This window comes from Lelliottia nimipressuralis, assembly GCF_004402045.1.
Classification (GTDB): domain Bacteria; phylum Pseudomonadota; class Gammaproteobacteria; order Enterobacterales; family Enterobacteriaceae; genus Enterobacter; species Enterobacter chinensis.
In genome coordinates this window covers 532,938-551,008 of the sequence record NZ_SOMG01000030.1, presented here as the reverse complement: position 1 = coordinate 551,008, position 18,071 = coordinate 532,938, and the positions used below count along the sequence as shown (strand labels likewise).

The following is an 18,071-nucleotide window of genomic DNA, read 5'->3' as shown; positions in this document are numbered from 1 at the left end:
CGGCGTTGTTTTACGCAATTAACAGCTGATGGTTCGCCAGCAGCGTCGCCAGATCCGTCTGTACGCCGTTCAGCGTCACCAGAGTGGTTGGTGAGAACTGACCGCCTGTACCATCCATGTCAACCTGGATCTCGGTATTGCTGCCGTTCTGCACCACGCGGATGTAATCGCTGATATTGCCCGCGCTGCTGTCCAGCGTGGCCACGCCGTTCACATAGCTCGCCGAGCCCGTGCCGGTATAGCCGCTGTCGGAGAGCAGATCGCGCAGGTCAATACGATCCGTGTCCGCGGTCCCTTCCCAGGTGCCGACCGTAAAGCCATTCACCACGTCGTGACCGTTACCGCCCGTTGCGTCAGACGCGTTGATCAGCTTGTAGAGCAACGTATCGTGACCGCCGCTACCGATATTGAAGGTGTCGTTCCCGCCGCGGCCTTCGAACCGGTTATCACCGCTGTTGCCGGTAATGACGTCGTCGAAGTTCGAGCCGTTAATTCCCTCAATGTTGAGCAGTCGTGACGTACCGAACCCGGTGTCCTGTGCGGTAGAGAGGCGCAAATCAACGGTAATGCCGGACGTCGCATTTCGGTAATCCACCACGTCCATGCCACCGGTATTGCTCCAGGTATCATGGTCAGAATGGGTATTCCAGCCGCCGGAACCGTTGTAGGTATAGGTGCCGTTCTCTGCGATAAAGGTGTCGTTATACCCGGTGCCGGTAATCGTCCCGCTATGTCCGCCGGTAGCCGCTTCGGCCGTCAGGACGTAGCCCTCTTTGCCGTTGCCCGCCTCCAGACCGCTCCAGGTGACGTTATCCGACACGCCGTTGGTGATCTTCAGGATCTCGGCCGAATAAGTTTCATTCGGATCCAGCCCGTAGAAGCTCACCAGCGCAGAGGTATCGTTCGAACCGATACCGGACTGGGCGTTGATGATCTGCGACGCCACCAGCACGCCCGCGGCGTTATACAGATTGACCGTGTTGCCGTAGTAGGCGTTGATGCCCTCGCTGTCGACGATGTGCAGATGCATCGCGGTACCGTCAGCAATGGTTTTGCTGTTCTGCACCAGCACCACCTTGCCGTTCTGCTGCGATACCAGCAGATCCTGCGCGCCGTCCCAGTTGTAGTCCACGGCCGCCACGCCGGTGACGTTCGCCAGCCCTGAAGCCAGCTGGCTTGAGGTCCAGGTGGAACCGTAGCCGTTGTTGGTGAACAGGGTCGCCGTCTGCGAACCGCCGTAGGTGCTGAGCTTGACGATGTCCATCTGCCCGTCACCGTTCCAGTCAACCGCCACCGACAGATACCCTGCCGTGGCGTTAGAGGCTTCAACCGCGCTCTTAGTGGTGGACAACTGCCCTGCACCGTTGTTGTAGTAAATCACCCCACCGGTGTTGTTGTAGCTGCTGCCCAGGTACAGGTCCATGTAGCCATCGCCGTTGAAATCCGCCCACGTCATGGACGCCGCCGTGGTGGTATTAGAGGCGTTTGCCACAAACACGTTGGTCAGGTTCTGACCGATAGAGAGCGTGCCGTTACCGTTGTTGTTGATCACGGTTAACGAGTACGCGCCGCTGCGGTTGGTGTGCTGCACAATGTCTACGGTGCCGTCGTTGTTAATATCGACGCCAGAGAGTTCACGCAGCGTAACGAATTGTCCCCAGAAGCCGGCCCCGCCGTTGGTACCATCCGGCGACAGTACGCCGTTGTTGTTGATCAGGTAAGTGATGGAGTCAGCACCCGCATCGCCGTACGCCAGGTCAAGATAACCATCGCCCGTTTTGTCGTACGCCACCACACCGCCGTACCAGATGGTGGTCCCCATCGCCAGCTGGCTGGCGTTATAGGTGCTGCCATCGTAGGTCCACATGACCTGCGTAGAGCCTGCGTAGCCGGTTTCAGTGCCGAATACATCCTGCGTGCCGTTTCGGTCAAAGTCGGCTGCCGTCTGGCTGACCACGTTGTAGGAACGAGTATTGGTCAGCGCATTACCTGCATAAGAGGAGCTATCGCTGCTGGAGTAAGACTGGCCGTTAGCAATGATATTCCACAGACCGCTGCTGTTCATGCCGAGGGTCATGGTGGAGTTGTTGCTGTTCCCCGCCGTGGTTGCCCAGTCGGTATTCACCGAGGTGGTATCAATCACCAGGCTGCCGGTCGCCGAACCGGTGGTGTTACCGTTACCCGCGCTGCTCTTCACCTGCGCCGTCACGCTGTAGCTCGCTACGCCAAGGGCATCGCTGTCCGGGATCTGCAGATACCAGGTGTTATGATCCGGGTCGACCACCACCGCGCCGCCGGTCTGCGAGGTATAGGTTTTACCGTTGACAATAACCGTCAAGTATTCCCCGTTCACCAGATCCGCGGAGACCGTACCGCTAACAATCGGCGTGGTATCGGAGGTTGTTTGTGCGGTAATTACCGCTGTGGTAGTCGGGATGCTGGTGTCCACATTCAGCACGAAACCGTCCGATTCCGTGTAATTACCGGCCTTATCGGTGACGCGCACAATGTAGGTGTGATTGCCATCGCTCAGGCCGTTGTCCTGGAAGGACCAGCTTGCGCTGCCGTTCATGGTCACCTGGCCGAGCAGGACCCCGTCACGATACAGCTGCACAATTTCACCGTCTTCCGGGGCGCGGTTAAGCGTGCCGTTGATCAGCGGCGAGTTATCGTCAGTTGCCACCGCACTGCCAAAGGTACCCTGACGCTCGCCTTCACCGTCGGTATAGCTTACTACCGTGCCTACCGTGGTTGGCGGCGTGGTGTCCACCGTCACCACCTGAGAGGCGGTGGAGCCGACGTTGCCCGCCTGGTCGATAATCCGCACCTGGTAGGTGTAGTCTCCGTCAGGCAGATCGCGGGTATCGGTGTAGCTCCAGCGCTGGTTGGTGACCGTGGTATCGAGCCAGGTGTTTCCGCCGTCCAGACTGATCTGCACGCGCTCGTCGCTTGCCAGCGCGCTGCCCAGCGAACCGTTGATGGTCAGCGTGGTGTCCATGGTGATGAAATCACTGCCGGACTGGCCGGTGTCTTCGCTGATGCTGTCGATGGTGACACCGTACTGCGGCGCGTGCGTATCCACCGTCACCGCCTGCGCGGTGGTGGCCCCCACGTTCCCCGCCTGGTCAACGACCCGCACCTGGTAGTTATGGCTACCGTCGGTCAGGGTACGCGTGTCGCTGTAGCTCCACTGCGTACCGCTTACGGTGGCGTATACCCAGGTGCTGCCGCCGTCCATGCTCACCTGCACGAATTCACCCGCGCCGAGTTCTGCACCGAGCGTTCCGTGCAGCGTGTACGAGGTCGAGCTGGTCAGGAAGTCGTTATTGTCGAAGCCGGTATCCACGGTGATGTTATCCACGGTCACCGTAATCGCCGCATCCGGGGCGACCGTATCGACGGTCACCTGCTGATGGGCGCTGGCGCCTACGTTACCGGCGGCATCCACCACGCGAACGTAGTAGTCATAGGTCTGGTTACCCAGCGTGCGGCCGTCCACGTAGTACCAGCTGTTGCCGGTGACGATCACGTTCTGCCAGGTGACGCCACCGTCGATGCTGATCTGGGCATACTCGCCGTCGGCCAGCGTCGCGCCGAGCGAGCCGTGCAGCGTCAGGGACGTATCGTTAGTGATAAAGTCGCTGCTGCTCAGGCCGGTATCGTCGCTGATGCTGTCGATGGCGATAGTTTTACTGGCGTCCGGTGCAACCGTATCAATGGTCACCACCTGGCTGGCGGTGGCGCTGATATTGCCTGCGTCGTCAATCACGCGCAGCTGATAGTTGTAATCCCCGTCGGCCAGCGTGCGGCCATCAACATACGTCCAGCTCAGGCCGCTGACGCTGACGTCAATCCAGGTAACGCCACCGTCGAGGCTGATCTGCGCGTGGTCGCCGCTGCCCAGCGCCGCGCCGAGCGTCCCTTTCAGGCTGATCTGGTTATCGCTGGTGATAAAGTCGCTGCCGGACAGGCCGGTATCCTGGGTGATGGAATCGACCGTAATCGTCGTTGCCACAGGCTTCGTCAGGTCAATAATCACGTCCTGACTGTCCGTTGCCCCCACGTTCCCGGCGTTATCGATCACGCGCACCTGGTACTGGTAGGTACCGTCCGTCAGGGTGCGGCCATCGGTGTAGCGCCAGGTGGTGCCGGTCACGGTCAGGTCAATCCAGGTGGTGCCGCCGTCGAGGCTGATCTGCGCCTTCTCGCTATTGCCGAGCTGCGCGGTCAGGGAGCCGTTGACCACAACGTTGCTTTCGTTGGTGATGAAATCGCTCGCGCTCAGGCCGGTGTCGTTTTGCAGGGAATCAATCGTAATTCCCATCGACGGCGCGGTGAGATCCACGGTGACGGTGTGGTTCTCGCTGGCGCTGTTGCCGATGGTGTTGCTCACCTGCGCGTTAATCACGTACGAACCGCCGTCCGCCAGCGCGGTCACGTCAGCGCTGCCCAGGGTGTAGCTCCAGGTGCCGTCATTCTGGACGGTAGCCGCATAGGTTTTACCGTTCAGCGTGATGGTCACCGTCTGGCCCGCCGGGGCGTCGGTGGTGCCGCTGACAATCAGCGGCGTACCGTGCTCGGCGGCGTTGACGATATCGTCCTGCGCAAAGGTGTTAATGGTGATGGTTGGGACATCGCCGTTCAGCGTCACGTCGTGCGTTGCGCTGCCCGGGTTGCCCGCCTTGTCGCTTACCGAAGCGGTGATGGTGTAATCCCCGTCGCTCAGGCCGAGGAAATCACGGCCCGGCACGAAGACCGACCACGATCCGTCCGCCCCGACGGTCGCCTGATAGCTGTGCCCGTTAAAGGAGGCGGTCACCGTCTGGCCCTGTTCCGCCGTGGTCGTACCACGGATCGTCTGGCCCGCCAGCTGCTCCGCGTTGTTGACGATATCGTCATCGGCCACGGTGCTGATGGTGACGGTTGGCGCGACGGTATCGACCGTTAAGGTATGCGTGGTTTGACCGTTATTACCCGCTTTGTCGTTCACCGACGCGGTGACCGTCAGCGCGCCTTCGCTCAGGCTGGCAAGATCGGCGGCCGGAACGTCGAGCGTCCAGGTGCCGTCGTTTGCTACGGTTGCGGTGTAGGATTTGCCGCCCAGCGTCACGGTAACCGTCTGGCCCGCTTCCGCGCTGGAAGAGCCGTGTACGGTGAGCGGCTGCTGCGCTTCCGCCGCGTTCAGCATGTCGTCAACCGACAGCGTGGCAATGCTTACCACCGGCGAGGTGGTATCCACGCTGATGCCGTGCGTCGCCGACGCGCTGTTGCCCGCGCTATCCTGCGCCGACACGGACACCTGATAGCTTGCGCCATCGGCCAGGGCGCCCACGTCTGCGGCCGGAACGGTGGTCGTCCAGCTGCCGTCGCTCTGGATGCTGGCCGTATAGGTCTTGCCGTTCAGCGTCACGGTGACCTGCGTCCCGCTGGCGAACTGGGCGCTGGAGCCGTTAATCACCAGGGACGAACCGGCTTCAGCCGCGTTGATGACGTCGTCACCGCTAACGGTGTTCACCGTCAGCGCCACGGAGGCCGTATTTACCACCACATCGTGGGTCTGGGTGCTGCTGTTGCCCGCGCTGTCGGTAATCGTCGCGCTGAGGGTCACGGTGCCGTCGGTCAGCGCGGAAATCACGCTGGCCGGAACGCCCACGCTCCAGTTACCGCTTGCGTCAACGGTAGTGGTGTACTGGTTCGAACCGATGGTGATGACCAGCTTATCGCCGACGCTCGCGCCGGTTGCCGTGCCGCTGACAATCTGTGCCTGCCCGTGCTCCACGCTGTTAATGACGTTATCGCCCGCGACAGCGTTAAAGCTGACGGTCGGCGGCGTGGTATCAAGCGTAATCGCTTTGCCCGCGCTGCCCGGGTTACCCGCGGCGTCGCTCACGCTGACCTGCACGGTGTAGCCGTTATCCGCCAGTGCGGACAGGTCGGTGCCCGGTACGTTCACGCTCCAGATGCCACCCTGCTGCACCTGCGCGGTATAGCTCTTACCGCCCAGCGTCACGGTGACCGTCTGGCCGACTTCCGCCGTGGTGGTACCGGAAATGGCCACGCCCGCAGCCGCTTCACTGCCGTTAATCACGTTATCGCCAGCGACCGTATCAATGCTCACGGTTGGCGCGGTCGCATCCACGCTGTACTCGCGGCCCGCAGAGGCGCTGTTGCCGTGCGCGTTGGTGACGCTCACCTGCACGGTGGCATCGCCGTCTTTCAGGCCCGCGAGATCGGCGGAAGGCACGGTGGCCGTCCAGTTACCGTCGGCATCCACTTTCGCGGTGTAAGTCTTGCCGCCGAAGGTGATGGTGACGGTCTGGTTTTCCTCCACGTTCGAGGTGCTGCCGGACAGCACCAGATCCGCGCCTTTCTCCGCCGCGTTAATCACGTCGTCGGTGGCAATCGCATCGATGCTGACGGCAACGGCAGACAGATCGACGGTGACATCGTGGCTGATGGTCACCGGGTTGCCCGCCGCGCTCTGGCCTGCAACGGTCACGGTGACCGTACCTGCTGCCAGGGCCCCGACGTCTGCCGCCGGGATCGCCGCGCTCCAGGTGCCGTCTGCCAGCACGGAGGCCGCATAGGTTTTGCTATTGACGGTCACGGTGAGCGTGGTGCCCGCCGCCAGCCCGTCGCTGGAGCCGGTGACGATCAGGTTCTGACCGTGCTCGATGGAGTTGATCACATCGTCGCCCGCCACGGTATCGACGCGCAGGCCCGGCAGGCTGGCGTCTATAGCGATTTCGCGCTCGCCCGTTCCCGCGTTGCCGTGGCCGTTGGTGACGGTCGCCGACACGGTCAAATCACCGTTGCCCAGCGCGGTCAGGACCGATTCCGGCACGCTCACGGACCAGGTCAGATCATCCTGAACGCTGGCCGTGTAGCTGTTGCCACCGAGGGTGACGGTGACGGTATTGCCCGCTTCCGCGTTCGCCACTTTACCGCTGATGGTCTGGCCTGCGGCCACTTCCGCCGCATTGATGACGTTATCACCCGCAATGGTGTTGATGGTGACGGTCGGCAGCGCGGTGTCGACCAGCAGGGTCGCCGTATTGCTGACGCTATTGCCCACGCCGTTGATGGCAGTTGCGCTCAGGGTGTAGTTGGCTTCGCCCAGGCCCGCCAGATCCGCTGCCGGAACGGTCAGGCTCCAGGTGCCGTCCGCCGCCGTCGTGGCCGTGTAGTTTTTGCCGTTGAGGGTCACGGTCACCACGGTGCCTTCCGACAGGTTGGCACTGGTGCCGCTGACGCTCAGATCCTGACCTTTCTCCACCGCGTTCAGCACGTTATCGCCGCTGATGGCGTTGAAGGCTACCGATGGCAGACCGGTATCGACGGTCACATTATGGCTGCCGGTACCGGTATTGCCCGCCGCGTCGGTGACTGACGCAGTGACGGTTACGGTGCCGTCGCTGAGGCCGGAGATGACGCTCGCCGGTACGCCCACGCTCCAGTTACCCGCCGCGTCCAGCACGGTGGTGTAAGTCTGGCCGCCAATGGTGACGGTGACCTTATCGCCCGCTGCCGCGCCGGTGGCGATGCCGCTGATGATTTGCGCCTGAGCGTGCTCAGTGATGTTAATCACGTCATCGCCCGCGATGACGTTGATGGTGACCGCAGGCACGGTAACGTCCACCGTCAGGTTGTGGTCAACGGACGCCGGGTTACCGGCTTTGTCGCTCACGCTTGCAGTGACGGTCACGCTGCCGTCAGCGAGTGCACCCAGATCGGCGGACGGAACGCTCAGCGTCCAGGTGCCGTCTGCGCTGACCGTTGCGGTGTAGTCCTTGCCGTTCAGCGACACGGTCACGGTCTGGCCCGCCTCGGCGGTGCTGGTGCCGGAGATCGCCAGGTCAGACTGCGCTTCGGTCGCGTTCAGGATGTCGTCCGAGGCAATGGTATTGATGGTCACGGTCGGTGCGGTTGCATCCACGCTGTACTCACGACCCGCCGAGGCGCTGTTACCGTTCACGTTGGTGACGCTCACCTGCACGCTGGCGTCGCCATCCTTAAGGTGTACCAGATCCGCAGACGGTACGGTATAGGTCCAGTTGCCGCTGTCGTCTACTGTCGCGGTATAGATTTTGCCGTTCAGGCTGATGGTCACGGTTTGCCCGGCTTCCACGTTGGTGGTCGCACCGGACAGCACCAGATCCGCGCCCTTCTCCGCCGCGTTAATCACGTCGTCGGTGGCGATGGCGTTGATGCTGATGGCAACGGTCGCCAGATCCACCGTCACATCGTGGCTGATGGTAATCGGGTTGCCCGCTGAACTATCGCCGGTAACGCTGATTTTCACGGTGCCTTCCGGCCACGCGCTCACGTCTGCCGCCGGAACCGCTGCGCTCCAGGTGCCGTCTGCCAGAACCGTTGCGGAATAGTCTTTCCCGTTAACGGTCACGGTCAGCGCGGTGCCCGGGATCAGGCCGTCGCTGGAGCCGGTCACGATCAGGTTCTGCCCGTGCTCGATGGAGTTGACCACGTCATCACCCGCCACGGTGTCCACGCGCAGTCCCGGCAGGTTAGCGTCGATAGCGATTTCGCGCTCGCCGGTGCCTGTATTGCCGTGGCCGTTGGTGACGGTCGCCGTTACGCTCAGGCTGCCGTTGCCCAGCGCGGTCAGCACGTCAGACGGCACGTTCACGGACCAGGTCAGATCGTTCTGTACCGCTGCGGTGTAGCTGTTGCCGCCAATGGTGACGGTGACGGTATTGCCCGCTTCGGCGTTCGCCACGGTACCGCTCAGGGTCTGGCCTGCCGCCACTTCCGCCGCGTTGATGACGTTGTCGCCCGCCACGGTGTTAATGGTCACGGTCGGCAGCGCGGTGTCCACCAGCAGGTTCGCGGTATTGCTCACGCTGTTGCCCACGCCGTTGGTGGCGGTCGCGTTCAGGGTGTAATTGGCCTGACCGAGACCGGCCAGATCCGCTGCCGGAACCGTCAGGCTCCAGGTACCGTCCGCCGCCGTCGTGGCCGCGTAGTTTTTACCGTTCAGGGTCACGGTCACCACGGTGCCTTCCGCGAGGTTGGCGCTGGTGCCGCTGACGTTCAGATCCTGACCTTTTTCAACCGCGTTCAGGACGTTGTCATCGCTGATGGCGTTGAAGTTCACCGATGGCAGGCCGGTATCGACGGTCACGTCATGGCTGCCGGTACCGGTATTGCCCGCCGCGTCAGTGACTGACGCAGTAACGGTCACGGTGCCGTCGCTGAGGCCGGAAATCACATTCGCCGGTACGCCGACGCTCCAGTTCCCCGCCGCGTCCAGCACGGTGGTGTAAGTCTGGCCGCCAATCGTGACGGTGACCTTATCGCCCGCTGCCGCGCCGGTGGCGGTACCGCTGATGATTTGCGCCTGGCCGTGTTCTGCGATGTTAATGACATCGTCGCCCGCAACGGTATTGATAGTCACCGCAGGCGCGGTGATATCTACCGCCAGGTTGTGATCCACGGACGCCGGGTTACCCGCTTTATCGCTGACCGATGCGGTAACGGTCACGCTGCCGTCGGTTAATCCAGCCAGATCCGCCGCCGGAACGTTCAGCGTCCAGCTGCCGTCTGCGCTGACGGTTGTGGTGTAGTCTTTGCCATTCAACGATACGGTGACCGTCTGGCCCGCTTCTGCGGTGCTGGTACCGGAAACGGCCAGATCGCTCTTCGCTTCGGTGGCATTCAGAATGTCGTCGGTCGCCAGAGTATTGATGGTCACGGACGGTGCGGTCGCATCCACGCTGTACTCGCGGCCCGCCGAGGCGCTGTTGCCGTTCACGTTGCTGACGCTCACCTGCACGCTGGCGTCGCCGTCTTTCAGACCCGCCAGATCGGCCGCAGGCACCGTGGCGGTCCATTTACCGTCAGCGTCCACCGTGGCGGTGTAACTCTTGCCGCCGAAGGTAAGGGTAACGGTCTGGTTTGCTTCCACGTTCGAGGTGGTGCCGGAGAGCACCAGATCCGCGCCCTTCTCGGCCGCGTTAATCACGTCATCGGTGGCGATGGCGTCAATGCTGATGGCAACGCTCGCCAGATCCACCGTCACATCGTGGCTGATGGAAACCGGGTTACCGGCGCTGCTCTGGCCCGCAACGGTTACTGAAACCGTGCCTGCACTCAGTGCGCCAACGTCTGCTGCCGGGATCGCGGCGCTCCAGGTGCCGTCCGCCAGCACGGTCGCCGGATAGGTTTTGCCGTTTACGGTCACGGTCAGCGCCGCGCCCGCCGCCAGCCCGTCGCTGGTGCCGGTGATAATCAGGTTCTGCCCGTGTTCAATGCTGTTGATCACGTCATCACCCGCCACGGTATCCACGCGCAGGCCCGGCAGGTTAGCGTCTATAACGATTTCGCGCTCGCCCGTTCCGCTATTGCCCACGCCGTTCGTGACGATGGCTGACACGGTCAAATCGCCGTTGCCCAGCGCGGTCAGCACTGATTCCGGCACGTTAACGGACCAGGTGAGATCGCTCTGCACCGTTTCGGTGTAGCTGTTACCGCCAATCGTCACGGTCACGGTGTTGCCCGCTTCGGCATTCACCACCTTACCGCTGATGGTCTGCCCGGCTGCCAGCTCCGCCGCGTTAATGACGTCGTCACCTGCAATGGTGTTGATAATCACGCCCGGCAGAACGGATTCCACGTTCACGGTGTGTGACGTGCTGGTATTGTTGCCGACGCTGTCCGTTGCCGATGCGGTAACGGTGTACAACGCTTCACCCAGCTGGCTCACCTGATCCGCCGGAACGGTAGTCGTCCATTTCCCGTTGCTATCGACCATCGCGCTGTACGCTTTGCCGTTCAGCATCACGGTCACCAGCGCGCCTGTCGCCAGGCCGGAGGCCGTACCGGAGATCGTCAGATCCTGGGTTTTCTCGCTGTTGTTGATCACATCGTCACCGGAAACGGTGTCAATGGTCAGCACCGGCGCGGTCAGGTTCACCTCCACGCCGTGCGTGGCGCTGTTGCTGTTGCCCGCTTTATCGGTCAGCGCCGCGGTAATGGTGTAATCCCCGGCGGCCAGCGCGGTGACGTCCGCCGCAGGCACGCCCACGCTCCAGTTGCCTGAGGCATCCAGGGTGGCGGTGTAGGATTTGCCGTTGAGGGTGACGGTGACCACGTCACCCGCCGCCGCACCGGTCACGGAACCCGTGACGATCAAAGCCTGCGCATGCTCGGCGCTGTTGATCACATCGTCGTCGGAAACGGTGTGGATGGTCAGCTGCGGGACGGTGGTATCGACCAGCACGTCGCGATCCGCTGAGGCCGGGTTGCCCGCCTTATCAGATACGGCGGCGCTGATGGTGTAGTTGCCGTCGGTAATACCGCTCAGATCCGCAGACGGCACGGTCACGCTCCAGCTGCCGTTCGCCTGTACGGTAGTAGTGTAGTCCACGCCGTTCAGCGTTACGGTGACGGTCTGGCCCGCTTCGGCGTTGGTCACGCCGTTAACGACCAGATCCTGCTGCGCTTCGGCCGCATTGATGATGTTGTTGTCGCTGACAATTTCAATAGATACCGTCGGCGCGGTGGCGTCCACGCTGTACTCGCGGCCTGCCGACGCGCTGTTGCCGTTCACGTTGGTGACGCTCACCTGCACGCTGGCATCGCCGTCTTTCAGGCTGCCTAAATCGGCAGACGGTACGGTCGCCGTCCAGTTGCCGCTGGCATCCACCGTCGCGGTGTACGACTTGCCGCCGAAGGTGATGGTAACGGTCTGGTTTTCTTCCACGTTGGTGGTCGAGCCGGACAGCACCAGGTCCGCGCCTTTCTCCGCCGCGTTGATCACGTCGTCCGAAGCAATCGGGTCAATGCTGATGGCGACTGCCGCCAGATCCACCTTCACGTCATGGCTGATGGAAACCGGATTACCCGCCGCGCTCTGGCCTTCTACGGTCACGGCGATCGTGCCCGCATTCAGCGCGCTGACGTCTGCTGCCGGAATGGCCGCCGTCCATGTACCGTCCGCCAGCACGGTAGCCGCGTAGGTTTTGCCGTTGACGGTCACGGTTAACGCCGCGCCCGATGCCAGGCCTTCGCTGGAGCCGGTGATAATCAGGTTCTGAGCGTGCTCAATGCTGTTGATGACATCGTCGCCCGCCACGGTATCGACGCGCAGGCCCGGCAGGCTGGCGTCAATAGTGATGTCGCGCTCGCCCGTTCCGGTGTTGCCGTGGCCGTTGGTGACGCTGGCTGACACCGTCAGTTCGCCGTTACCGATGGCGGTTAAGACCGTGGACGGCACGTTGACCGACCAGCTCAGATCGTCCTGAACGATGCCAGTGTACGTATTGCCGCCGATTGAAACAGTGACGGTGTCACCACTCGCCGCGCCGCTCACTTTGCCGCTCAGGGTCTGCCCGGCAGCCACTTCCGCTGCGTTAATGACATCGTCCATGGCGACAGGGTTGATGGTGAGCTGCGGCAGCGCGCTGTCGACCAGCACGCTGTGGCCGGTGCTCGCGCTGTTGCCTGCAGTGTCGGTTACGCTCGCCGTCACCACGTAGCTTGCTTCGCCCAGCGCAGAAACGTTTGCTGCCGGAACGGTGATGCTCCAGCTACCGCTGGCGTCGGTGGTGGCCGTATAGCTGATACCGTTCAGGGTCACCGTAATGGTGGTTCCGTCCGGCTGGTTGCTGGTGCCGGACACCAGCAGATCCTGGCCTTTCTCGGTCGCGTTGATCACGTCGTCAACCGCCAGGGTATTGATGGCAACCACCGGCGCGGTCAGGGAGACGTCAAACTCGTGCGTCGCGGTGGTACTGTTACCGGCTTTATCGGTGAGTGTCGCGGAAATCGTCTGGTCGCCGTTAACCAGCGCGCCCACGTCCGTCGCCGGAACGCCCACGCTCCAGTTGCCGGACGCGTCCAGCATGGCGGTGTAGTCTTTACCGTTCAGGGTCACGGTAATCACGTCGCCCGCCTGCGCGCCCGTGACCTTACCGGAGACGATCAGCGCCTGGCCGTGCTCGGCAATATTGATGACGTCGTCACCCGCAACGATGTTAAACGAAATCTGCGGTACGGTGGTGTCGACCAGCACCGAGGAGCCCGCGCTGGCCGGGTTGCCTGCCTTATCGGACACGGTCGCCGTTACCGCCGCGCTGCCGTCGGTGATGCCTGCCATATCCGCCGCCGGAACGTCGAGCGTCCAGCGGCCGTCCGCCTGCACCTGCGCGGTGTACTGATTGCCGTTGAAGGTCACGGTGACCGTCTGGCCTGCTTCGGCAGTAGAGGTGCCGCTCAGGGTCAGATCCTGCGCCGCCTCTGCAGCGTTCAGCATATTGTCATGGCTGATGGTGTTGATAGTCACCGTCGGCGCGGTGGTATCGACGCTGAATTCCTGCGCCGAAGACGCCGCGTTGCCGTTCACATTGATGACGTTTACCTGCACGCTGGCATCGCCGTCTTTCAGGCCGCTCAAATCGGCTGACGGTACGGTCCAGGTCCAGTCGCCGTTGGTATCCACCGTCGTGGTGTAGGTTTTACCCGCGAAAGAGATGCTCACGGTCTGACCCGCTTCAACGTTGGAGGTGGTGCCGGAAAGTACCAGATCCTGGCCTTTTTCCGCCGCGTTGAGCACGTTATCGTCGGTCACGCTGCTGATGGTGATGGCGACAGGCGCGAGATCGACGTCCACGACGGTGCCGATGGTCACCGGGTTGCCGGAAGCGTCCTGCGCGCTGGCGCTAATGGTGAGTGAACCGTCCGCCCACTGGGACACATCGGCCGCCGGTACCGCCGCCTGCCAGGTGCCGTCCGCCAGTACCGTCGCCGAATAGGCTTTGCCGTTGATGGTCACGGTCACGGTGCTGCCCGCCGCCAGATCGGTGCTGGTACCGGACACAATCAGGTTCTGAGCGTGTTCGATGACGTTAATCACGTCATCACCTGCGACGGTATCAATACGCAGTCCCGGGAGCTGGGCGTCAATGCTGAAGTCGAGAGAAGAAGAGCCGGTATTGCCGTGGCCGTTGGTCACGCTGGCGGATACGGTGAGGTCGCCGTTGCCGAGCGCGGTCAGCTGGGTCTCGCTTAACGGCAGGCTCCAGGTCAGATCGTCCTGCACGATAGCGGTGTACGACTGGCCGCCAAGGATAATAGTGACAGTGTCACCTGACGCCGCGTTCGTCACCTTACCGGTCAGGGTTTGCCCTGCCGCCACTTCCGCTGCGTTAACGATATTGTCGCCCGCCAGCGTGCCGATCGTCACCACCGGCAACGAGCTGTCCACCAGCACATCGTGTGAGGTTGAAGCGCTGTTGCCGACGTTATCCGTGACGCTCGCCGTCACGGTGTAATGGGCTTCTCCAAGGGCGCTTACGGCCGAGGCCGGTACGGTCACGCTCCAGTTACCGCTGGCGTCAGCGGTGGCCGCGTAGTGAATGCCGTTCAGGGTCACCGTAATGGTCGTGCCTTCCGGCTGGTTGCTGGTGCCGGAGAGCAGCAGATCTTCGCCCTTCTCGGTAGCGTTAATCACGTCGTCCGCTGCCAGCGTGTTAATACCGATAACAGGCGTCACGGTATTTACCACCACATCCAGTGAACTGCTTCCGGTATTACCGGACCTGTCGGTAACGGAGACGTCGATTGTCCAGGTGCCGTCCGCCAGACCCTGCACGACAGACGCCGGCAGGCCAAGGCTCCAGTTCCCCGCCGCATCCACCACGGTGGTGTAATCGACGCTGTTAATGGTGACGGTCACCCGATCGCCCGCCGCCGCACCGGTGACGGAGCCGCTCAGGATCTGCGCCTGTGAATGGGCGAGCTGGTTAACGGTGTTGGTGTCAGTGACAAAATCGTTAATGGTCACCTGCGGGACGGTCGCATCTACCAGACCCACGCGGTCCGCGCTGCTGGTGTTGCCCGCCACGTCGCTCACGGTTGCCGTCACGGTAACGATGCCATCCGTCAGGGCACCGACGTCTGCCGCCGGGACGCTCAGCTGCCAGGTACCGTCCGTCTGGACCGTGGTCTGATACGTTTTGCCGTTCAGCGTCACGGTGACCGTCTGGCCGGGTTCCGCACTGCTGCTGCCGCTTAACAGTAAATCCTGCTGCGCTTCAGCCGCATTGATGATGTTGTCGGCGGTCAGGTTATCGAGCGTAATCGCCGGCGGCTGTGTATCCACCGTGACCACGCGCGACGCGTCGGCACTGTTTCCGCTGACGTTAGTGACGCTGACGCTCACCTGCGCGCGCCCGTCGAACAGAGTTTCCATGGCGCTGGCGGGTACGGTCAGGCTCCAGGAGCCATCCTGCTGCACCTGCGCGGTAAAGGTCTGGTCAGCGAATTTCACCACCACGGTCTGTCCCGCTTCCACGCCCTGCGTCTGGCCGGAAAGGGTTAAATCATCGCCTTTTTCTGCCGCATTCAGCAGGTCGTCGCCGGAGACGGTATCAATGGTGACCGCCACGGCGTTCAGATCGAGTTCAATCGGGTGTTCAGCCGCAACGGTATTGCCCCAGGCATCTACCGCGCTGACGCTTACCGTCATGCCCCCCGCCGTCCAGGCCTGCAGGTCCGCCGCCGGAACGCCGATCTGCCAGTTGCCGCTGGCGTTAACCGCGGTAACGTACTCAACGTTGTTGATGGTGACGACAATCTGCGTGCCCGCGGCCAGATGAGTACTGGAGCCAGTGACGCTCAGATCCTGCTGCTGTTCGATCGCGTTGATCACGTCATCGCCGGAAATGGTGTTCACGCGAAGACCCGGCAGCTCCGCGTTGATATTGATATCACGCTCGCCGGTGCCGGTATTGCCGTGCCCGTTGGTCACGGAGGCCGTAAAGGTTAAATCACCGTCGCCGAACGCCTGGAGATCCGCTGACGGGATTTTCACGCTCCAGGTCAGATCGCTGCCAACCGTTGCGGTGTAGCTCTTGCCGCCTGCGGTGATGGAGACGGTATCGCCCGCCGCCGCGCCGGTAACGCGACCGCTGAGGGTTTGATCGACGCCCGATTCGGCGTTATTGACCAGGTTATCGCCCGCAAACATATTGATAATGACCTGCGGAAGGACGGTATCCACCAGCAGATTCGCTTCGGCAGAACCGCTGTTACCCACGCTGTCGGTACCGCTGACGCTGACGGTATAAAGCGTGTTCGCCAGATTCAGCACGTCAGAAACCGGCACCTGGACCGCCCAGATACCGTTTTCGACGGTGGCCTGATAGGTGACGTTGTTCAGCGTCACGGTGATGGAGGTGCCGTCCGGCAGGTTGCTGGTGCCGGTCAGGCTCAGGGGCTGCATCGCCTCCTGGGCATTAAGCACGTTATCCTGGCTGATGGCGTCAATCGTAAATTCTGGCGGGTGTCCACTCAGCGTAATGCCGTGCGTGGCGCTGCCGGTGTTGCCTGCCGCGTCAGTGACGGAAACCGAAAGCGTGTGGTTGCCTTCACCCAGCGCGCCCAGTACGGACGCCGGAACGCCGACGTTCCAGCTGCCGTCCGCCAGCACCACGCCGGTGAAGGTCTGGCCGCCAAGAGTCACGGTGACCACATCGCCCGCGGCGGCACCGCTCGCCTGGCCGGAAATAATGTGCGCCTGGCCCTGCTCGCTGATATTGAGGATATCGTCGCCCGCCACGGTATGGATGGTGACGACAGGCGCCGCGGTATCCACCGTGAAATCTGCCGTCACGGACGCGCCGTTGCCCGCTTTGTCGCTAACGTTAACCGTCAGGGTCTGATTACCCTCATTGAGCGCCTGCACGTCGCTCGCTGCAAGCGTGACGGACCAGGTGCCGTCGCTGCCCACCGTAGCGTTATAGTTTTTACCGTTCAGGGTGACCGTGACGATCTGACCGGCTTCCGCATTCGTTTTACCGGTCAGGGTCAGCGGCTGATTGTGCTCAGCCGCATTAATGATGTTGTCCTGTGCGAGGGTATCGACAGAGAGGGTTGGCGCGGTGGTATCCACGCCAATCGTCTGGCTTCCGCTAACGGTGTTACCCGCCGCGTCTTTACCGCTCACGTTAACCGTCCAGGTACCGTCGCCCAGCGCCTGCGCGTCTGCCGCAGGCACGTTAACGTGCCACGCGCCGTCTGCCCCGACTTCAGCCGTGTAGGTTTTGCCATTCAGCGTCACGGTGAGTTCGGTACCCTGCGCCAGATTTTTGCTGGCACCGGAAAGCGTAAAGCCCGCGGATTGCTCGCTGGCGTTCAGCACGTTATCGCCCGCCGTGGTGGCCAGCGTAATAGCGGCATCGGCGGTAGAGACCGTCACGGTGATACTGCCCGCAGAGGTGGTTTTACTGCCGTCGAGCTGCACAACCGACCAGGTGTGCTCCCCGTCCGTCTGGGTCGGTAATATTACCGTCCACGTGCCGTCTTTACCGACCATGGTGCTGGCAATGGTGCTGCCGCTGCTATCTTTGATCTGGATGGTCGCACCCGGCTGACCGGTACCGCTAAAGGTTGGGTTGCTGTCGTCCGTGATCTCGTTTGCACTTAGCACGCCCTGCTTGTCACCCGCTTTATCCGACAGCAAGAAGGTCGGCGTGGCGCTTTCAACTTCTTTGGTATTATCAATGACTTTTGTTTTAGTTTCGCCGTCACCGCCGTTTGCCAGCAATGCCCCGATGGCACCGCCGCCTAACGCAGCCCCCGCAATCCAGCCCCACGGCGCGTCGCTTAGAACACTTTCCTGCTCGAGGAAAGGTTGAATGCTATTAATCGGTGTGGCCTGCGCGGTTAACTCGGTAACTGCAACGCCTGACGCTTCCCCGGCATCGGCAAAAGAAATATGTGTCAGTTCCTGACTGTCGTTGAACACCAGTTCTGACTGATTATGCGTTTCAGGATCTTCGACAAAATAGTTATTGCAGCGAATAACGCTGCCATCTTTCATATAAATGAGGAGGTCTTTACCCTGGCGGACATAACGCGCAACATCCAGAGCAGAACCCTGGATTTCAATCACACTCGGCGATGAAATAGAGACCGACAGATTTCCTTCGCCGGTTAATTTCGTTTTCTCTGCCGTTTTGCGAATGATGACATCAACAATTTTTACGTTACTCATTTCTTCTCCTTGCAGGTGTAAGGATTCCTGTGGATATGACCACCAGATGGATGTA

1 protein-coding gene is annotated in these 18,071 nt (G+C 61.9%); it reads right to left on the bottom strand.

Going from position 1 to position 18,071, the window contains the following annotated elements; translation table 11 throughout:
• Positions 1 to 10: 10 nt before the first annotated feature.
• Entirely contained in the window at positions 11 to 18,016 is an 18,006-nt protein-coding gene (locus tag E3U32_RS20255) for an Ig-like domain-containing protein (RefSeq protein ID WP_134350216.1), read from the bottom strand.
• Between the last annotated feature and the right edge of the window lie 55 nt (positions 18,017 to 18,071).